Genomic DNA, 16,272 nt, shown 5'->3' with positions numbered 1-16,272 from the left:
GACTTTCAAAGGAACCTCGCCATCCTAAGATGGACGGGGTATCAACTAATCTGGCGTTGATTTTTGGCACGCTGTTGAGTTCTCAAGGAACGGACACTTCCTTCGTACTCACCCTCTCGGGCTTTCCTCCGGGCTTTCCCTTCGTGTTTCCAACCTTACCAGATCCTTTTCCGTTCCGTTTCCGGTTCGGAGTTTGTTTCCGGTGGCCTGTTGGCTGCCTTTGCCTTTCGGCGTGTCCACTACGTTAGCTGATTTCCTCGGCGACTCATAATCGAGTCAATCGAATTCGAATTCCGGCATGCCGAAATAAGCCCCTGCTGGGGAATCATCGAGAGTAGTGGGTGGCCGCTGCGGGGTGCTTGAACAAGCAGGCCCGTAACCAGCTGCTCGGGCTACATTAGGCGGTCGGGCGATCCGAGTCAAGCCGACGTTTCCGGGGCGTGTGGGGGCGATAGGGACTGACCGTCGGGTCGCCGTCGATCCAGAAGCGCCAGGGGTGCGGGGCGCCCTCGCCGCCGACTCCCGTACGGGGGCCGCTCCGCACGAGTCCGGGGGCGGGCGGCCTGCCCGTCAGGAGGGAGAGGGGGGCGTCCGGACCGGCGCAGGCGTCGGTGCCGTTGAGGGACAGCCCGACGTCGAGGGCCGTGGCCAGGCGGGCGGGGCCCTTGGCCAGCTCGTGGTCGGACCGGGCGGAGCGGCGGCGGGGACGGGCGCGGTCGGCGCCCTCCAGGATCTCGCCCGCGCGCAGCAGTACCCCGCCGGCCCGTCCCGCGGGGCCGCAGACCAGGTTCAGGCAGTGCCACATGCCGTAGGTGAAGTAGACGTACGCGTGTCCGGGCGGGCCGAACATGACGGCGTTGCGCGCCGTGCGGCCGCGGAAGGCGTGCGAGCCGGGGTCGATCTCCCCGGCGTACGCCTCCACCTCCGTGAGGCGCAGTTCCATCGGGCCCTCGGGAGAGCTGCGGACGAGGACGCGGCCGAGGAGGTCGGGGGCGACGTCCAGGACCGGGCGGTCGAAGAAGGCCCGCGGGAGCGGCGTACGGTCGGGACTCTCGCTCATGGCGCACGAGCGTAGTGGGGGTCCGGCGGGGAACCGACTACGGTCGTCGCGCGTATGTAGGGGTCAGGACTGAGAAGGAGTGAAGGTCATGGGATTCAAGAAGCTGCTCGCGAGCCTGGGTGCCGGCGGGGCGACCGTGGAGACGGTGCTCACCGAGGAGAACGTGGTTCCGGGCGGTGTCGTCCAGGGTGAGGTCCGCATCCAGGGCGGCAGCGTCGACCAGCAGATCGAGGGCCTCTCGGTCGGCCTGCAGGCGCGGGTCGAGGTCGAGGGCGGCGACCAGGAGCACAAGCAGGACATCGAGTTCGTCAAGGTCCGGCTGGGCGGTGCCTTCGAGGTGAAGGCCGGCGCGGTGCACGTGGTGCCGTTCGGTCTGGAGATCCCGTGGGAGACCCCGGTGACGGCCGTCTCGGGTCAGCAGCTCCGGGGGATGAACATCGGTGTGACGACCGAGCTGGAGATCGCCCGCGCCGTGGACTCCGGTGACCTCGACCCGGTCAACGTGCACCCGCTGCCGGCGCAGCAGGCGATCCTCGACGCCTTCCTCCAGCTGGGCTTCCGCTTCAAGAGCGCGGACATGGAGCGCGGGCACATCCGCGGCACGCGGCAGAAGCTGCCCTTCTACCAGGAGATCGAGTTCTTCGCGCCGCAGCAGTACCGGGGGCTGAACCAGGTCGAGGTCAGCTTCGTCGCGGACGACCGCGAGATGGACGTCGTCCTGGAGATGGACAAGAAGCCGGGTCTGTTCGGTGAGGGCAGCGACTCGTTCCGTGCGTTCAAGGTGGGTCTGCACGACTTCCACGCCACCGACTGGGCGGCGTACCTGAACCAGTGGCTCGCCGAGGTCGGCGGCCGTCGCAACTGGCTCTAGGCTCGGCCACGAAAGGCTGCTGAGGCAGTACGCGCGATACGGAGGTTTCGACGTGTCCGAGGGCAAGAGGGCGCCGCTCCCCCATGACTTCCATCCGCCGGTGGCGGCGTTCACCGTGGTGAGCGACGACATCGCGCCGGGCGGGGTCCTGAAGGACGACCAGGTGTACGCGGAGGGGAACACCTCGCCGCACCTGCGCTGGGAGGGGTTCCCGGCGGAGACGAAGAGCTTCGCCGTGACCTGCTTCGATCCGGACGCCCCGACGGGCAGCGGGTTCTGGCACTGGGTGCTGTTCGACATCCCGGCGTCGGTGACCGAGCTGCCCGCCGGTGCCGGTTCGGGTTCGTTCGCGGGGCTGCCGGACGGGGTCGTGCACGTCCGGAACGACTACGGCTCGAAGGACTTCGGCGGTGCCGCTCCCCCGGCGGGTGAGGAGCACCGGTACGTGTTCACGGTGTACGCGGTGGACAGCGAGAAGCTCGGTCCGGACGGTGAGGTCTCGCCGGCGGTGGTGGGGTTCAACCTGCGTTTCCACACGCTGGGGCGCGCCCAGCTGGTCGGTGAGTACACGGCTCCCGCGACGGGCTGATCGTTCGTTTGTTGTTTGCCCGCTTCTGGTCTTGGAGAGATCAGAAGCGGGCATCTTTTGTTGCGCGGGAAATATTGCGTTGTCCGACCCCGGCCGGCCCGGCCATCGTTGATCCAGGCTTCACCGCCCCGTCCGGGGCCGGGCCTGCACACGGGAGGTGGGCACAATGCGGGACACGCTGGTACTCAACGCGAGCTTCGAGCCGCTGTCGACGGTCTCTCTCAACCGTGCGGTGGTGCTTGTCCTGACGGACAAGGCCGTCGTCGAGCACGCCCATCCCGATCTCCGGGTCCGCGGTGCGGCCGTCGACCTCCCGGTGCCGCGGGTGATCAGGCTCTGCCGGTACGTACGGGTGCCGTTCCGAAGACAGGCACCGTGGTCGAGGAGGGGGGTGCTGGTGCGGGACCAGCACCGGTGCGCGTACTGCGGACGGCGGGCGACGACGGTCGACCACGTGGTGCCGCGTGCCCAGGGCGGTGGGGACACCTGGCTGAACACGGTCGCCTCCTGTGCCGAGGACAACCACCGCAAGGCGGCGCGGACGCCGGAGCAGGCGGGGATGCCGCTGCTGTTCCAGCCGTTCGAGCCGACCCCCGCGGACGCGATGCTGCTGGCGATGCGGGCGAGCGAGCGGGCGGAGCTTCCGGAGTGGCTCGCGAAGGCCGCCGCGTGACGCGGCCCTGGGGGCGTGGCGCTCGGGTGTGAGCTTCGTGCGGAGGGCCCGCCTCCCCCTGGTGAGGGGGAGGCGGGCCCTCCGTCGTCTCCGGCGGTCCGGGCTAGCGGAGTGTCAGTTGGAGGATGGCGACGACGCCGACGGCGATGATCACCCCGCGCAGGACCGTGGGGGGCAGCCTGCGGCCCACCTTGGCGCCGATCTGGCCGCCGATGGTGGAGCCGACGGCGATGAGCAGGACGGCCGTCCAGTCGAACTCGGCGACGAAGAGGAAGAAGACGGCGGCGACGCCGTTGACGAGGGCGCCGAGGATGTTCTTGACGGCGTTGATCCGCTGCAGGGTGTCGTGGAGCAGCAGCCCCATGAGGGAGAGGTAGAGCACGCCCTGGGCGGCGCCGAAGTACCCGCCGTACATGCTGGCGAGGAGGAGGCCGACGAGGAGGGCGGGGCCTCCGTCGGGGTGGGCCTCGGTGCCGGTCTGCTCGCGGCGGCGCTTGACGGCTGCGGCGATGCGGGGCTGGAGGACGACCAGGACGAGCGCGAGGCCGATGAGGACGGGGACGATCGCGTCGAAGGCGTCGGACGGCAGGGCGAGGAGCAGGATCGCGCCGATCAGGCCGCCGACGAGGGCGGCGGCGCCGAGGCGGATGACGCGGTGCTTCTGGCCCTTGAGTTCGGCGCGGTAGCCGATGGCTCCGCTGATGGAGCCGGGGACGAGTCCCAGGGCGTTGGAGACGTTCGCGGTGATCGGTGGGAGTCCGGTCGCGAGGAGGACCGGGAACGTGAGGAGCGTTCCCGATCCGACGATGGTGTTGATGGTGCCGGCGCCGATGCCGGCGGCGAAGACTGCCAGGGCTTCCCAGATGGACAACGCCATCTCCTTACATGGTCAGTGAGTCGCCTCCCCGCCCTGAGGTCGTCGGGGTCGAGGGGCTCGCACCGATCATGCACGAAGATTACGTGTACGTGTCAGTCAACCGGGGGTTCGTCACGCCGCTGGGCCCCGACCGTCTTGGTGTTGAAGCCGGGGACGCTGCCGTCCTTGTTGCCGAAGGCGCCCGAGAGGCCCTTGAGCGCGTCGCCGATCTCGCTGGGCACGATCCAGAGCTTGTTGGCGTCGCCCTCGGCGATCTTCGGGAGCATCTGGAGGTACTGGTAGGAGAGCAGCTTCTGGTCGGGGTCGCCGGCGTGGATGGCCTCGAAGACCGTGCGGACGGCCTGGGCCTCGCCCTCGGCGCGGAGGGCGGCCGCCTTGGACTCGCCCTCGGCGCGCAGGATCGCGGACTGCTTCTCGCCCTCGGCGGTGAGGATGGCGGACTGGCGGGTGCCCTCGGCGGTGAGGATGGCGGCGCGCTTGTCGCGCTCGGCGCGCATCTGCTTCTCCATCGAGTCCTGGATGGAGGTCGGCGGCTCGATCGCCTTGAGCTCGACGCGGTTGACGCGGATGCCCCACTTGCCGGTGGCCTCGTCGAGGACGCCGCGGAGGGCCGCGTTGATCTCCTCGCGGGAGGTCAGGGTCCGCTCCAGGTCCATGCCGCCGATGATGTTGCGGAGGGTGGTGACGGTGAGCTGCTCGATCGCCTGGATGTAGCTGGCGACCTCGTAGGTCGCGGCCCTCGCGTCGGTGACCTGGTAGTAGATGACCGTGTCGATGTTGACGACGAGGTTGTCCTGGGTGATCACCGGCTGCGGCGGGAACGGGACGACCTGCTCGCGGAGGTCGATCCGGTTGCGGATGGAGTCGATGAACGGGACGACGATGTTCAGTCCGGCGTTGAGCGTGCGGGTGTAGCGGCCGAAGCGCTCCACGATCGCCGCGCTCGCCTGCGGGATGACCTGGATCGTCTTGATCAGGGCGATGAAGACGAGCACCACCAGAATGATCAGGACGATGATGACTGCTGACATCGTGTTCCCCGTGCCCTTCGCTGCCGGTTGACTGCCGGGTGGCTTTCGATGATCGAGTTTCCCAGATGACCGGGCGTCATGGGTGAGGTTCGGTCACATGACGACGGCGGTGGCCCCGTCGATGTCCACGACGTCGACCTGCCGGCCCGGTTCGAAGGTCTGGTCGGAGTCGAGCGCGCGGGCGGACCAGATCTCCCCCGCGAGCTTGATGCGGCCGCCGCCGGACGCGTCGACCCGTTCCAGCACGACCGCCTGACGCCCCTTCAGGGCGTCGACCCCGGAGGCGTGCCGGGATCCGCGGTGCCGGGCGGCGATCGGGCGGACCACCGCGATCAGCGCGACCGAGACGACCACGAAGACGAGTACCTGGGGGACGACGCCGAAGCCGAGGGCCGCGGTCACCGCCCCCGCCACCGCTCCGACGGAGAACATGCCGAATTCGGGCATCGCGGTCAGCACCAGCGGAATGCCGAGCCCCACCGCGCCGATCAGCCACCACACCCATGCGTCGATGTCCACATGGTCATGGTAGGGCGGTGGGGTCCTCCGGGACAGGGCGCGGACGGCTGTGCGGGACGTCGGCGCCGCGTCGGCTACTTGAGGGGCAGTCCGTGGGCGGTCCAGCGGTCGCCGACGCGTTCGACGACGAGCGGCAGGCCGAAGCAGTGCGAGAGGTTGCGCGAGGTCAGCTCCATCTCGACCGGGCCGGCCGCGAGGACCTTGCCCTGACGGATCATCAGGACGTGGGTGAAGCCCGGCGCGATCTCCTCGACGTGGTGGGTGACCATGATCATGGAGGGGGCGTACGGGTCGCGGGCGAGGCGGCCGAGGCGGCGGACCAGGTCCTCGCGGCCGCCGAGGTCGAGGCCGGCGGCGGGCTCGTCGAGGAGGAGGAGTTCGGGGTCGGTCATCATGGCGCGGGCGATCAGGGTGCGCTTGCGCTCGCCCTCGGAGAGTGTGCCGAACCTCCGGTCGAGGTAGTCGTTCATGCCGAGGCGGTCGAGGAAGGCCTTGGCGCGCTGCTCGTCGACCGGGTCGTAGTCCTCGTTCCAGGTGGCGGTCATGCCGTACGCGGCGGTGAGGACGGTCTGCAGGACGGTCTGGCGCTTGGGGAGCTTCTCCGCCATGGCGATGCCGGCCATGCCGATGCGGGGGCGGAGCTCGAACACGTCGGTGCCGACGCCGCCGAGCTGCTCGCCAAGGATGCGGGCGGTGCCCCTGGTGGGGAAGAGGTAGCTGGAGGCGATGTTCAGAAGGGTGGTCTTGCCGGCGCCGTTGGGTCCGAGGATCACCCAGCGCTCGCCCTCCTTGACCGACCAGGAGACCTCGTCCACCAGAGCCCGTCCGTCGCGGACCACGGATACGTCCACCAGCTCCAGTACATCGCTCATGAGCGCGTTGTCTCCCCTTGCGGTCGAGTCGTCGCCTTGCGCCGGTGGGCGCGGCGTCCAGGGGAAAACCTACGTTATCGACGGAGCGGGCCGGTCCCCAGGCCGTCCTTGGAGTCCCCCGGTGCGCCCGGGGCTCCCCCTAGCATGGGGGAATGCTTTCGGAACCACGCTCAGGACGCCTGGCCGCTTGGGGCAACGCCCTGCTGGCCGGGGCGGTGTCGCCGGACGAGGCGGCGCTGGCCATTGTCGGGGAGGACGCGGTGCACCGCGTGGAGGGGCTGCCGGGTGAGGCGCGGCCGGTGGGGCTGACGCTGGCGCTGGGCCGGCTGCGGCGGCTCGGGGTGACCGGGTGGCGGGTGGCGCTGCCCGCGCCGGGGCATCCGCTGGGGCTGAGCGGGCCGCCGGACTTCAACGCGCGCGCGTTGGAGGCGGAGGAGGCGGTGGTGGGTCACGGCGCGCCGTACGGCCTGGTGCCGGAGGTCTCGGAGGCGGGGCCCGTCGGCGACGTCCACGTGGAGGTGGTCTGGCGCTGCCTCGCGGTGCGGGAGGCGCCTCCGGCGGACGTGCCGTCGCTCGGCGAGGCCGAGCGGGAGCTCGCGGAGGCCCTGCGGGACGCCACGGCGGTCCTGACCCGGCTGGACGTGGCGGGCTCGGGTCCGGCGGCGGACGCGGCCCGCGAGGCGTACCGGGCCCGGTCGGAGATGGGCCGGGAGGTGCTGGCCCCCGGCTACCCGGCGCGTGCGGTGCGGGTACTGGAGCTGGCGCAGCGGGTGGGGCTGCTGGTGGACCTGGCGTACGACCACGGGCACGGGGGCGCGGTGAGCGCCTCGGAGATGGCGGCGCGGGGCGAGGCGCTGCGGCCGGTGGAGCGGGTGGCGCGGCGGGCCCAGGTCGCCGCGTACAACGCGTATGTCGAGGAGCGGGAGCGGGAGCGGGGGTTCTAACGGCGACGGTGGCCGCGGCGCGGCGGCGGGAGCGGGCCTGAGCGGCGCGGCGGCGGTGGGAGCGGTGGGCGGGCCCCTGCCTCTGCGGGCCCGACTCGGCGGGCGGGGTCTGTCCGCGCGCCGGGGGCGGGCGGCGTCGGCCCGCGCGCGGTGAGCGCGCGAACCGGCCCCCGGAGGATTCCCCGGGGGCCGGTCCGTCGGTGCGGGCGGTCAGCCGTTGAGGGCGTGGTTGCCGAAGGCCGGGTTGAGCAGGCCGATCACGTTGACCGTGTTGCCGGAGACGTTCACGGGGACGTGGACCGGGACCTGCACCAGGTTGCCGGACGCGACGCCCGGCGAGTGGAGGGCCTGTCCCGTGGCCTCGGCGCCGTGGGCGGAGGCGACACCGGCACCGGCGGCGACGATGCCGCCGGCGACCATGGTGAGGGCAGCGGCCTTCTTGAGGTTCTTCACTTGGTACATCCTCCTGGTCGTCGCTGCGGCCGGTCAGCCGCAGCACGCCATGGAGAACGCGGCACGCCCCGCCGGGTTGCGCCGAACGGGGGACATCCACACGACGGTATGAAGGACAGAACGGTCGTGCGCCCCGGCGCATCAGGGGGCGCGTCAGGTGCTGAGGCCGTGGCGGACCGCCCAGAGGGCCGCCTGCGTGCGGTCCGCGAGGTCGAGCTTCATGAGGATGTTCGAGACGTGTGTCTTGACCGTCTTCTCGGAGAGCACGAGCGCGCGGGCGATCTCCCGGTTGGACCGGCCGTCCGCGATCAGGCCGAGGACCTCGCGCTCGCGCTCCGTGAGGGTCGAGCCGCGCCCGGTGCCCCCGTGGGAGTCGTCCTGGGCGAGCAGGGCGCCCGCGACCTCGGGCTGGAGCAGGACGTGTCCGGCGTGCACGGAGCGGATCGCGCCGGCCAGCGCCTCGGGGTCGATGTCCTTGTAGACGTAGCCGGAGGCGCCGGCGCGCAGCGCGGGCACCACCGTCCGCTGCTCGGTGAAGCTCGTGACGACGAGCACCCTGGCGGGGTTGTCGAGCGCGCGCAGCCGCTTCAGCGCCTCGATGCCGTCGGTCCCCGGCATCTTCACGTCCATGAGGACCACGTCGGGGCGGAGCTCCTCGGCCCGGGCGACGCCCTCGGCGCCGTCTGAGGCCTCCCCCACCACCTCTATGTCGTCCTGCACCTCCAGGAAGGTGCGCAGTCCCCTGCGGACCACCTGGTGGTCGTCGACCAGCAGGACACGGATCCGTCCGTCAGCCACCGGGAACCTCCATCTCGATCGTGGTGCCCTCGCCGGGGGCCGAGGTCACCGTGAGCGATCCGCCGACGCCGCCCGCCCGGTCCCGCATGGAGACCAGGCCGAGGTGGCGCCCCGCACTGCGGACCGTACGCGGGTCGAAGCCCTTGCCGTCGTCGGTGACGGTGAGCCGGGCGCCCTGGCCCGCGCGGGTGAGGGCGACGGCGACGCGGGCGGCGTCCGCGTGCCGCAGGGCGTTGTGCAGCGCCTCCTGGGCGACCCGGAGCACGGCCTCCTCCTGTGCGGCGGGCAGCGCCCGGGTGCCGGGGCTCTCGAAGGTGACCCGGGCGGTGTGGGCGCGGTCCAGGACCTGGACGTGGGTGCGGAGGGTGTGGACGAGGCCGTCCTCGTCGAGGGCGGCGGGGCGGAGCTCGACGACGGCGGCGCGGAGCTCGTCGGCGGCCTCGGCGGCGAGCGCGGCCACCTGCTGGAGCTCGCCCTTGGCGCGGGCGGGGTCGCGGTCCACGAGCGCGGCGGCGGCCTGGGCGGTCAGCCGGAGCGAGAAGAGCTTCTGGCTGACGGCGTCGTGCAGCTCGTGGGCCAGGCGGGAGCGCTCCTCGGCGATGGTCAGCTCGCGGCTGCGCTCGTAGAGGCGCGCGTTGGTGAGGGCGATGGCCGCGTGCTGGGCCAGGATCGACAGGAGCTCCTCGTCCTCCGCCGTGAAGCCGCAGCCCCCCGTCTCCTTGGCGCAGCGCTTGTTGGCGAGGAAGAGGGCGCCGAGGGTCTCGTCCCCGTCCCTGACGGGGAGGCCGAGGAAGTCGGACATCTCGGGGTGGGCGTCCGGCCAGCCCTCGAAGCGGGGGTCCTCCCGGACGTCGGCGAGCCGCTCGGGCTCTGCCTTGTGGAGCATCGCCGCGAGGATGCCGTGCTGCCGGGGCAGCGGGCCGATCGCCTTCCACTGCTCGTCGCTGACGCCGTCGACCACGAACTGGGCGAAGCCCCCGTGGTCGTCGGGGACGCCCAGGGCCGCGTACTCGGCGTCGAGCAGCTCGCGGGCGGAGGCGACGATCGTCTTGAGGACGTCGCGGACCTCCAGACGGCGGCTCATCGCGAGGAGCGCGGTGCTCACGGCGGCCAGGCCGGAGCTCGGTCGGTGGCTCATGTGCTCACCGTACCGGCGGGCCGTGACGGTCCGTATCCGTCCGGAGACCGCGGAGGAGGGGGACCGGAGACCTAGGTCGGAGGGTCGCGCGGGTTCCGTCCTCCTTGCGGAGGAGGGGACTCACCCTGCGCATTGCTCACGCAACGCCTGGTCAGTTCGTTACGTGCCCGATGTGAGCCCGCGCATAGGACCCAGGTCACTTACGAACCGCCCTAGTGGACCCCGAAAGGGCGGGTCAGGGCGGTGTGAGTCGGACATAAGGGCGCTTCTGTGGCTCGTGCACGGGCCCCTGATCCACTACCCGGGATCGTACGTCACACCTTTGCCACAGCATTTTGCGGCCGCTAAGAATTGCCCTCGTCGCCGCCGATGAAGGCGCAGCGCCGCCCCGGCCGTGCGACGACCCCCAGCGATGCGAAGAGGTAGTCCGTCATGTCTGCGAACACCCCTGGCCACACTCGTGGTCTGAAGAAGACCCACAAGGCCGCGATCGCCGGCGTCGCCGCTCTGGGCGCCGCCGCGCTCACCCTGTCCCTGGTGCCCCACAACGGCTCCACCGAGACCGAGCCCCAGGCTCTCTCCGGTACGCAGCAGGTGGCCTGGTCGTACAACGAGAACAGCCCCCAGGCGAAGGCCCTGGCGGCCAGCGTCACCGAGCAGCAGACCACCGTCGGTCTGAAGGCCCAGCAGGAGGCCGCGGCGAAGGCCAAGGCCGCCGCCAAGGCGAAGGCCGACGCGGCCGCGAAGGCCAAGGCGGACGCCCAGGCCAAGGCCGCCGCGAAGGCGAAGGCCGACGCCAAGGCGAAGGCCGCCGCGAAGGCCAAGGCCGACGCGAAGAAGCGCGCCGCGGCGAAGGCGGCCGCGAGCCGTTCCGTGGCCCGTACCCCCGTCTTCGCGAACAACCTCGACGGCTGGATCCGCGAGGCCCTGTTCATCATGGACAAGCACAACATCCCGGGCACGTACAACGGCCTGCACAAGAACATCATGCGTGAGTCCAGCGGCAACCCGCGGGCCATCAACAACTGGGACATCAACGCCATCAACGGCGTCCCGTCGAAGGGCCTGCTGCAGGTCATCTACCCGACCTTCAAGGCCTACCACATCCCCGGCACCAAGTTCGACCAGTACGACCCGGTCGCCAACCTCGTCGCCGCCGCCAACTACGCGGCCGACCGCTACGGCTCGATCGACAACGTCAACAGCGCGTACTGACCGGACCCGGTCACCCGCTGTCGTACGCCTAAGGGCGGCACCCCCCGCACTGGGGGTGCCGCCCTTAGGCGTACGGTCGCTCAGCCGATCACTTGCGCATGACCTCGGGCTCGTGGCGGCGCAGCAGGCGCGCCACGGCGACGCAGCAGACGGCCGCCATGAACAGCTGGATGCCGAGGTTCAGGCTCCACTGTCCGACCGTGTGCTCCCACAGCGGGTCGGTGTTCGCGGGGTTCTTCTGGTCCCACGGCGGCATCAGGTGGGCCAGGTCCAGGGTGGCGCCCGCGCCGGCGATGCCCCAGCGGGAGGGCATGAGCCAGGCGAACTGCTCCAGGCCGGGCGAGTCGTACACCTGGAAGAGGATGCCGGTGAACACGACCTGGACGATCGCGAACATGACGAGCAGCGGCATGGTCTTCTCGGCGGTCTTCACCAGGGCGGAGATGACCAGGCCGACCATCATCGAGGTCAGGCCGAGACCGATGACCTGGATGCACAGCTCGACGGCCGGCGGCATCAGCAGGCCCTCCTCGGGCAGCGCGCGGGTCGAGAAGCCGATGGCGCAGATGATCACACCCTGGAGGGCCGTGATCACGCCGAGGACGATGACCTTGGACATCAGGTACGCGGAGCGGGACAGGCCGACGGCGCGCTCCCGCTCGTAGATCACCCGTTCCTTGATCAGCTCACGGACCGAGTTGGCGGCGCCGCTGAAGCACATGCCGACCGCGAGGATCAGCATGATCGTGCCGGCGTCGCCGTTGAACCGGGACGGGGGCGTGGGCTTCCCGAGGCCGAAGTCGGCGGGGATGACCACGGACACCGCGCCGAGGACGGCCGGCAGGATCACCATCAGGGCCATGAAGCCCACGTCGGAGGCGATGACGGAGACGTAGCGGCGGATCAGGGTCCACAGCTGGGAGCCCCAGCCCTGCGGCTTCGGCGGTCTGGACATCGCCTGCTGCGGCATCTGGACGGGCTGCGCGGCGACGGCGTCGATGTCCGCGGCGTACAGCTGGTAGTGCTGCGAGCCCTTCCAGCGGCCGGCCCAGTCGTAGTCGCGGTAGTTCTCGAAGGCGGAGAAGACGTCGGCCCAGGTGGAGTAGCCGAAGAAGTTCAGCGCCTCGTCCGGCGGGCCGAAGTAGGCCACCGAGCCGCCGGGGGCCATGACGAGCAGCTTGTCGCAGAGGCCCAGCTCGGCCACCGAGTGGGTGACGACGAGGACCGTGCGGCCGTCGTCGGCCAGACCGCGCAGCAGCTGCATGACGTCGCGGTCCATGCCCGGGTCGAGGCCGGAGGTCGGCTCGTCCAGGAAGATCAGCGACGGCTTGGTGAGGAGCTCCAGGGCGACCGACACGCGCTTGCGCTGACCACCGGAGAGGGAGGTGACCTTCTTCTCCTTGTGGATGTCGAGCTTGAGCTCGCGGAGCACCTCGCCGATCCGGGCCTCGCGCTCGGCCGTAGCGGTGTCGCCGGGGAAGCGGAGCTTGGCCGCGTAGCGCAGCGCCTTCTGGACGGTCAGCTCCTTGTGCAGGATGTCGTCCTGCGGAACCAGGCCGATGCGCTGGCGCAGTTCGGCGAACTGCTTGTACAGGCTCCGGTTGTCGTAGAGGACGTCGCCCTCGTTGGCCGGGCGGTAGCCGGTCAGCGCCTTGAGCAGCGTGGACTTTCCGGAGCCGGAGGGGCCGATGACGCCGATCAGCGACTTCTCGGGGACGCCGAAGGAGACGTCCTTGAGGATCTGCTTGCCGCCGTCGACGGTGACCGTGAGGTGGCGGGCCGAGAAGGAGACGGAGCCGGTGTCGACGAACTCCTCGAGCTGGCCGCCGACGAGGCGGAAGGTCGAGTGGCCGACGCCGACGATGTCCTGCGGGCCGAGGAGGGCGGAGCCGCCCTTGGTGATCGGCTGGCCGTTGACGTACGTGCCGTTGTGCGAACCGAGGTCGCGGATCTCGAAGCGTCCGTCGGGCGTCGCGTGGAACTCGGCGTGGTGCCGCGAGACCTGGAGGTCGGAGACGACCAGCTCGTTCTCGAGGGCACGGCCGATGCGCATGACGTGGCCGAGGGCCAGCTGGTGGAACGTGGTGGGGCTGCGGTCGGCGTAGGCCGCCGAGGGCCCCGCGGCGCCGCCTCCCTGCCCGGGCACCTTCTGCGCCAACTGCTCGACGGGGCCGCCGTGGCCCTGCTGGGGCGGGACCTGCTGCCGGGCGGCCTGCGGCTGCCCGGGCTGCGGCTGCCCGGGCTGCGGGCCCTGCTGCTGCCAGTGCTGCTGTGCCTGCGGCGGGGCCTGGTGCGTGATCCACTCGGCCTGGGCGGCCTGCTCCGCCGCCTGGTGGGCGGGGACCTGGTGGGCCGGAGCCTGCTGGACCGGCGGGGCCTGTCGCTGCGACGGGGCGGCGGCGAGATTCAGCCGGGGGCCGTCGGTGGCGTTGCCGAGGTTGAGGGCCGAGCCGGGCCCGATCTCCACCTGGTGGACGCGCTGCCCCTGCAGGAAGGTGCCGTTCGTCGAGCCGTGGTCCTCGATGACCCAACTGCGGCCGCCCCAGCTGATGGTGGCGTGGCGCCACGAGACCCTGGCGTCGTCGATGACCAGGTCGCCCTGCGGGTCGCGGCCCAGGGTGTACGACCTGGACGGATCGAGCGTCCAGGTCCTTCCGTTCAATTCCAGTACGAGTTCTGGCACTCCATGCCCCACTACTTGTCCCCCGATGTACCCCCGTCGCGGGGAGTCCAGGGATGCGAATCATCCGGGGGAACTATTTCAGGCCCGGTCCCCTCTCCGAAAGTCGGGCCGCGTGAAGACCCGGCGCAGGGTCGCCGGGGGCGCTCACCCGGCCGGGCCCGGGACGGCTCGGGTGTCCGCTGGTCGGGACGGGGGGTCGGGGGGCGCGCGGCGCCCGATACGGTGGAACCACCATGAGCGCATCGCAGACCTCAGACGTTCCCACTCTTCTCGTCAAGATCTTCGGGAAGGACCGTCCCGGGATCACCGCGGGACTCTTCGACACCCTCGCCGCCTACTCCGTCGACGTCGTGGACATCGAGCAGGTGGTCTCCCGAGGCCGCCTCGTCCTGTGCGCGCTCGTCACCGAGCCGACCGTCGCCTCGCAGGGCGAGCTCCGCGCGACCGTGCACAGCTGGGCCGAGTCGCTGAAGCTCCAGGCCGAGATCATCTCCGGGACCGGCGACAACCGTCCCCGCGGTGAGGGGCGCTCGCACGTGACCGTGCTCGGCAACCCGCTGACGGCGGAGCAGACGGCGGCCATAGCGGCCAGGATCGCGGAGGCCGGCGGCAACATCGACCGTGTCTTCCGGCTGGCGAAGTATCCGGTCACCGCCGTCGAGTTCGCCGTGTCCGGCTGCGCGACCGAGCCGCTGCGGACCGCCCTCGCCACCCAGGCGCACAGCATCGGGGTGGATGTGGCGGTGGTCTCCGCGGGGCTGCACCGGCGGGCCCAGCGGCTCGTCGTCATGGACGTCGACTCGACCCTGATCCAGGACGAGGTGATCGAGCTCTTCGCGGCGCACGCCGGCTGCGAGGACCAGGTCGCCGAGGTGACGGCCGCCGCGATGCGCGGCGAGCTGGACTTCGAGCAGTCGCTCCACGCGCGCGTGGAGCTGCTCGCCGGCCTCGACGCCTCGGTGGTCGACAAGGTGCGCTCCGAGGTGCGGATGACGCCCGGCGCCAGGACCCTGATCCGTACGCTCAAGCGGCTCGGCTACCAGGTGGGTGTCGTGTCCGGCGGGTTCACGCAGGTCACCGACGATCTGAAGGAGCGGCTGGGGCTGGACTTCGCCTCGGCGAACACCCTGGAGATCGTGGACGGGAAGCTGACGGGGCGGGTGACCGGCGAGATCGTGGACCGGGCGGGCAAGGCGCGGCTGCTGCGCCGGTTCGCGGCGGAGGCGGGGGTGCCGCTGGCGCAGACCGTGGCGATCGGCGACGGGGCGAACGACCTGGACATGCTGAACGCGGCCGGTCTCGGCGTGGCGTTCAACGCGAAGCCGGTGGTGCGCGAGGCCGCGCACACGGCGGTGAACGTGCCGTTCCTGGACACCGTGCTGTACCTGCTGGGGATCACCCGCGAGGAGGTCGAGGCGGCGGACGGCGGCGCCGAGGACCTGCTGCACTGAGCCGGTACGCGGAGGGGCCCGGCCGTCGGGTGACGGCCGGGCCCCTCCGCGTACCGGCTCAGGCGTGCGGGGTCCAGAAGTCGACGAGGCGTCCGGCGCCGTGCTCCAGGGACTTCCAGGAGCCGTCGAAGGCGACGACGGCGAAGGCGGAGGTCGGGAAGCCGCTGCGGGTCATCCGGGACAGGGTGTCGCCCTCGGCCCGGCCCGCGAGGGCGTCGGCGAGGGCGTGCATCCCGGGGTTGTGGCCGATGACGAGGAGGTCGGACACGTCCTCCGAGGTCTCGTTCAGCAGGGCGATGAGCTCGCCGAGCGAGGCCTCGTAGAGCCGGTCCTCGTAGACGGTCTTCGGGCGCTCGGGGAGGGCCTGCACGGCCAGCTTCCAGGTCTCGCGGGTCCGGGTGGCGGTGGAGCAGAGGGCCAGGTCGAAGGCGATGCCCGTCTCGGCGAGGCGGCGGCCGACGACGGGGGCGTCCGCGCGGCCCCGGTCGGCGAGGGGGCGCTCATGGTCGGACTCCTGGTTCCAGTCCGCCTTCGCGTGTCGGAGCAGCACGATCCTGCGGGGTGTGTCGACGCTCATGGTGCTCAGCTTCGCACGGATCGGGCCGCGCCGACTCAGAGTGAGAGCGTTTGCCGCACCAGCTCCAGGAACCCTCCGACCCCCGGGGCACCGGCCGTCGCGTGGGCCTCACCCGACCCGCTCATCAGCAGGAGGAGGGCGAGGAAGGCGGCCGCCGGGAGGGCGAGGGCCCACCAGGGCAGCCGGGTGTCCGCTCCGGTCGCGCCGGGTCGCACGCGGGTGGACGTGTGGGCCGACATGACCGCCTCCGTGGGTGAGGACTCCGCTTTCCCTGTCGTGTCCACCGTAGGGATCGTGGACCTCTCGTCCCATCCGGTGATCCACCCACTTCACCCTGAGTCCCGCCCCCTAGGGGATGCGGGGGGCAGCCCCCCCTTCCCGGACGCGGGATCCCGTGTCAGGGGGAGGCGATCGAGGCGATGACGCCGATGACGACCGTGATGCCGATCATCGCGCCGAACACGAGGAGCAGCTTCTTCTGGCCGTTGGGGGGAGTGGGTTCGAGAACTGGCATGGCGACA

18 protein-coding genes are annotated in these 16,272 nt (G+C 71.1%); 6 read left to right on the top strand and 12 right to left on the bottom strand.

The annotated features are described in order from the left end of the window. Positions 1-397: 397 nt before the first annotated feature. Complete coding sequence (locus tag ACF09E_RS26480) at positions 398-1,060, bottom strand: DNA-3-methyladenine glycosylase (RefSeq protein ID WP_392207608.1); 663 nt, start codon at positions 1,058-1,060, stop codon at positions 398-400. A gap of 88 nt (positions 1,061-1,148) precedes the next feature. Between ACF09E_RS26480 and ACF09E_RS26475 the strand changes: the two genes are divergently transcribed. From ACF09E_RS26475 to ACF09E_RS26465, 3 genes are all read left to right on the top strand, one after another. After that, positions 1,149-1,931, top strand: a complete 783-nt coding sequence (locus ACF09E_RS26475; RefSeq protein ID WP_361860730.1) for a sporulation protein — start codon at positions 1,149-1,151, stop codon at positions 1,929-1,931. A 52-nt stretch (positions 1,932-1,983) separates the two neighbouring features. Then, complete coding sequence (locus ACF09E_RS26470) at positions 1,984-2,520, top strand: YbhB/YbcL family Raf kinase inhibitor-like protein (protein WP_392207606.1); 537 nt, start codon at positions 1,984-1,986, stop codon at positions 2,518-2,520. A 166-nt stretch (positions 2,521-2,686) separates the two neighbouring features. Next, a complete protein-coding gene (locus ACF09E_RS26465) occupies positions 2,687-3,193 on the top strand; it encodes an HNH endonuclease (protein WP_361860736.1) in 507 nt (168 codons plus the stop codon). A 103-nt stretch (positions 3,194-3,296) separates the two neighbouring features. Here the strand turns inward: ACF09E_RS26465 and ACF09E_RS26460 are convergent, their stop codons facing one another. The 4 genes from ACF09E_RS26460 to ACF09E_RS26445 all read right to left on the bottom strand — a co-directional run bounded on the left by ACF09E_RS26460 (position 3,297) and on the right by ACF09E_RS26445 (position 6,492). Continuing rightward, on the bottom strand, positions 3,297-4,070 hold the full coding sequence (locus ACF09E_RS26460) for a sulfite exporter TauE/SafE family protein (protein ID WP_392207604.1): 774 nt from the start codon (positions 4,068-4,070) through the stop codon (positions 3,297-3,299). A 92-nt stretch (positions 4,071-4,162) separates the two neighbouring features. Beyond that, on the bottom strand, positions 4,163-5,101 hold the full coding sequence (locus ACF09E_RS26455) for an SPFH domain-containing protein (RefSeq protein WP_148004710.1): 939 nt from the start codon (positions 5,099-5,101) through the stop codon (positions 4,163-4,165). A gap of 93 nt (positions 5,102-5,194) precedes the next feature. Then, complete coding sequence (locus tag ACF09E_RS26450; protein ID WP_392207602.1) at positions 5,195-5,620, bottom strand: NfeD family protein; 426 nt, start codon at positions 5,618-5,620, stop codon at positions 5,195-5,197. Positions 5,621-5,694: 74 nt separating this feature from the next. Then, positions 5,695-6,492 carry an ABC transporter ATP-binding protein gene (locus ACF09E_RS26445; protein WP_361860748.1) on the bottom strand — a complete coding sequence of 266 codons (798 nt, stop codon included), beginning with the start codon at positions 6,490-6,492 and terminating at the stop codon, positions 5,695-5,697. A 152-nt stretch (positions 6,493-6,644) separates the two neighbouring features. Between ACF09E_RS26445 and ACF09E_RS26440 the strand changes: the two genes are divergently transcribed. Beyond that, a complete protein-coding gene (locus ACF09E_RS26440) occupies positions 6,645-7,436 on the top strand; it encodes a hypothetical protein (RefSeq protein WP_392207600.1) in 792 nt (263 codons plus the stop codon). Between the two features lie 210 nt (positions 7,437-7,646). Here ACF09E_RS26440 and ACF09E_RS26435 read toward each other — a convergent pair whose 3' ends face one another. From ACF09E_RS26435 to ACF09E_RS26425, 3 genes are all read right to left on the bottom strand, one after another. Further along, complete coding sequence (locus ACF09E_RS26435) at positions 7,647-7,889, bottom strand: chaplin (protein WP_361860627.1); 243 nt, start codon at positions 7,887-7,889, stop codon at positions 7,647-7,649. Positions 7,890-8,042: 153 nt separating this feature from the next. Beyond that, the gene (locus ACF09E_RS26430) at positions 8,043-8,687 is read right to left on the bottom strand and encodes a response regulator transcription factor (RefSeq protein ID WP_361860629.1); all 645 of its coding nucleotides are present in this window, start codon (positions 8,685-8,687) and stop codon (positions 8,043-8,045) included. Beyond that, complete coding sequence (locus ACF09E_RS26425) at positions 8,680-9,825, bottom strand: GAF domain-containing sensor histidine kinase (RefSeq protein WP_392207598.1); 1,146 nt, start codon at positions 9,823-9,825, stop codon at positions 8,680-8,682. Before ACF09E_RS26425 ends, ACF09E_RS26430 begins: the two co-directional genes overlap by 8 nt. A gap of 432 nt (positions 9,826-10,257) precedes the next feature. Between ACF09E_RS26425 and ACF09E_RS26420 the strand changes: the two genes are divergently transcribed. Further along, a complete protein-coding gene (locus tag ACF09E_RS26420; protein WP_361860635.1) occupies positions 10,258-11,040 on the top strand; it encodes a transglycosylase SLT domain-containing protein in 783 nt (260 codons plus the stop codon). Between the two features lie 88 nt (positions 11,041-11,128). Here ACF09E_RS26420 and ACF09E_RS26415 read toward each other — a convergent pair whose 3' ends face one another. Next, on the bottom strand, positions 11,129-13,735 hold the full coding sequence (locus ACF09E_RS26415; protein WP_392207596.1) for an FHA domain-containing protein: 2,607 nt from the start codon (positions 13,733-13,735) through the stop codon (positions 11,129-11,131). A gap of 221 nt (positions 13,736-13,956) precedes the next feature. Here ACF09E_RS26415 and serB point away from each other — a divergent pair, with 221 nt between their 5' ends. After that, positions 13,957-15,174 (top strand): phosphoserine phosphatase SerB, encoded by a 1,218-nt coding sequence (serB, locus tag ACF09E_RS26410; RefSeq protein ID WP_361860641.1) that lies wholly within the window; start codon positions 13,957-13,959, stop codon positions 15,172-15,174. A gap of 58 nt (positions 15,175-15,232) precedes the next feature. Here serB and ACF09E_RS26405 read toward each other — a convergent pair whose 3' ends face one another. From ACF09E_RS26405 to ACF09E_RS26395, 3 genes are all read right to left on the bottom strand, one after another. Further along, on the bottom strand, positions 15,233-15,751 hold the full coding sequence (locus ACF09E_RS26405; protein ID WP_388807245.1) for a SixA phosphatase family protein: 519 nt from the start codon (positions 15,749-15,751) through the stop codon (positions 15,233-15,235). Positions 15,752-15,786: 35 nt separating this feature from the next. Next, the gene (locus ACF09E_RS26400; protein WP_392207593.1) at positions 15,787-15,990 is read right to left on the bottom strand and encodes a hypothetical protein; all 204 of its coding nucleotides are present in this window, start codon (positions 15,988-15,990) and stop codon (positions 15,787-15,789) included. Between the two features lie 158 nt (positions 15,991-16,148). Then, positions 16,149-16,265: an SGM_5486 family transporter-associated protein gene (locus tag ACF09E_RS26395; protein WP_361850393.1), complete on the bottom strand. Its 117-nt coding sequence runs from the start codon at positions 16,263-16,265 to the stop codon at positions 16,149-16,151. Between the last annotated feature and the right edge of the window lie 7 nt (positions 16,266-16,272).

Source organism: Streptomyces sp. NPDC014891 (assembly GCF_043081085.1).
Taxonomy (GTDB): Bacteria; Actinomycetota; Actinomycetes; order Streptomycetales; family Streptomycetaceae; genus Streptomyces.
Note: the sequence above shows the minus strand (reverse complement) of the source record. Positions and strands in the feature narration are given on the sequence as shown.

What these genes read in the sequence shown, in the direction of transcription:
- ACF09E_RS26405 (WP_388807245.1), bottom strand. Translation starts at nt 15,751, where the DNA reads ATGAGCGTCGACACACCCCGCAGGATCGTGCTGCTCCGACACGCGAAG.
- ACF09E_RS26460 (WP_392207604.1), bottom strand. Translation starts at nt 4,070, where the DNA reads ATGGCGTTGTCCATCTGGGAAGCCCTGGCAGTCTTCGCCGCCGGCATC.
- ACF09E_RS26465 (WP_361860736.1), top strand. Translation starts at nt 2,687, where the DNA reads ATGCGGGACACGCTGGTACTCAACGCGAGCTTCGAGCCGCTGTCGACG.
- ACF09E_RS26475 (WP_361860730.1), top strand. Translation starts at nt 1,149, where the DNA reads ATGGGATTCAAGAAGCTGCTCGCGAGCCTGGGTGCCGGCGGGGCGACC.
- ACF09E_RS26455 (WP_148004710.1), bottom strand. Translation starts at nt 5,101, where the DNA reads ATGTCAGCAGTCATCATCGTCCTGATCATTCTGGTGGTGCTCGTCTTC.
- ACF09E_RS26400 (WP_392207593.1), bottom strand. Translation starts at nt 15,990, where the DNA reads ATGTCGGCCCACACGTCCACCCGCGTGCGACCCGGCGCGACCGGAGCG.
- ACF09E_RS26445 (WP_361860748.1), bottom strand. Translation starts at nt 6,492, where the DNA reads ATGAGCGATGTACTGGAGCTGGTGGACGTATCCGTGGTCCGCGACGGA.
- serB (WP_361860641.1), top strand. Translation starts at nt 13,957, where the DNA reads ATGAGCGCATCGCAGACCTCAGACGTTCCCACTCTTCTCGTCAAGATC.
- ACF09E_RS26425 (WP_392207598.1), bottom strand. Translation starts at nt 9,825, where the DNA reads ATGAGCCACCGACCGAGCTCCGGCCTGGCCGCCGTGAGCACCGCGCTC.
- ACF09E_RS26440 (WP_392207600.1), top strand. Translation starts at nt 6,645, where the DNA reads ATGCTTTCGGAACCACGCTCAGGACGCCTGGCCGCTTGGGGCAACGCC.
- ACF09E_RS26480 (WP_392207608.1), bottom strand. Translation starts at nt 1,060, where the DNA reads ATGAGCGAGAGTCCCGACCGTACGCCGCTCCCGCGGGCCTTCTTCGAC.
- ACF09E_RS26420 (WP_361860635.1), top strand. Translation starts at nt 10,258, where the DNA reads ATGTCTGCGAACACCCCTGGCCACACTCGTGGTCTGAAGAAGACCCAC.
- ACF09E_RS26395 (WP_361850393.1), bottom strand. Translation starts at nt 16,265, where the DNA reads ATGCCAGTTCTCGAACCCACTCCCCCCAACGGCCAGAAGAAGCTGCTC.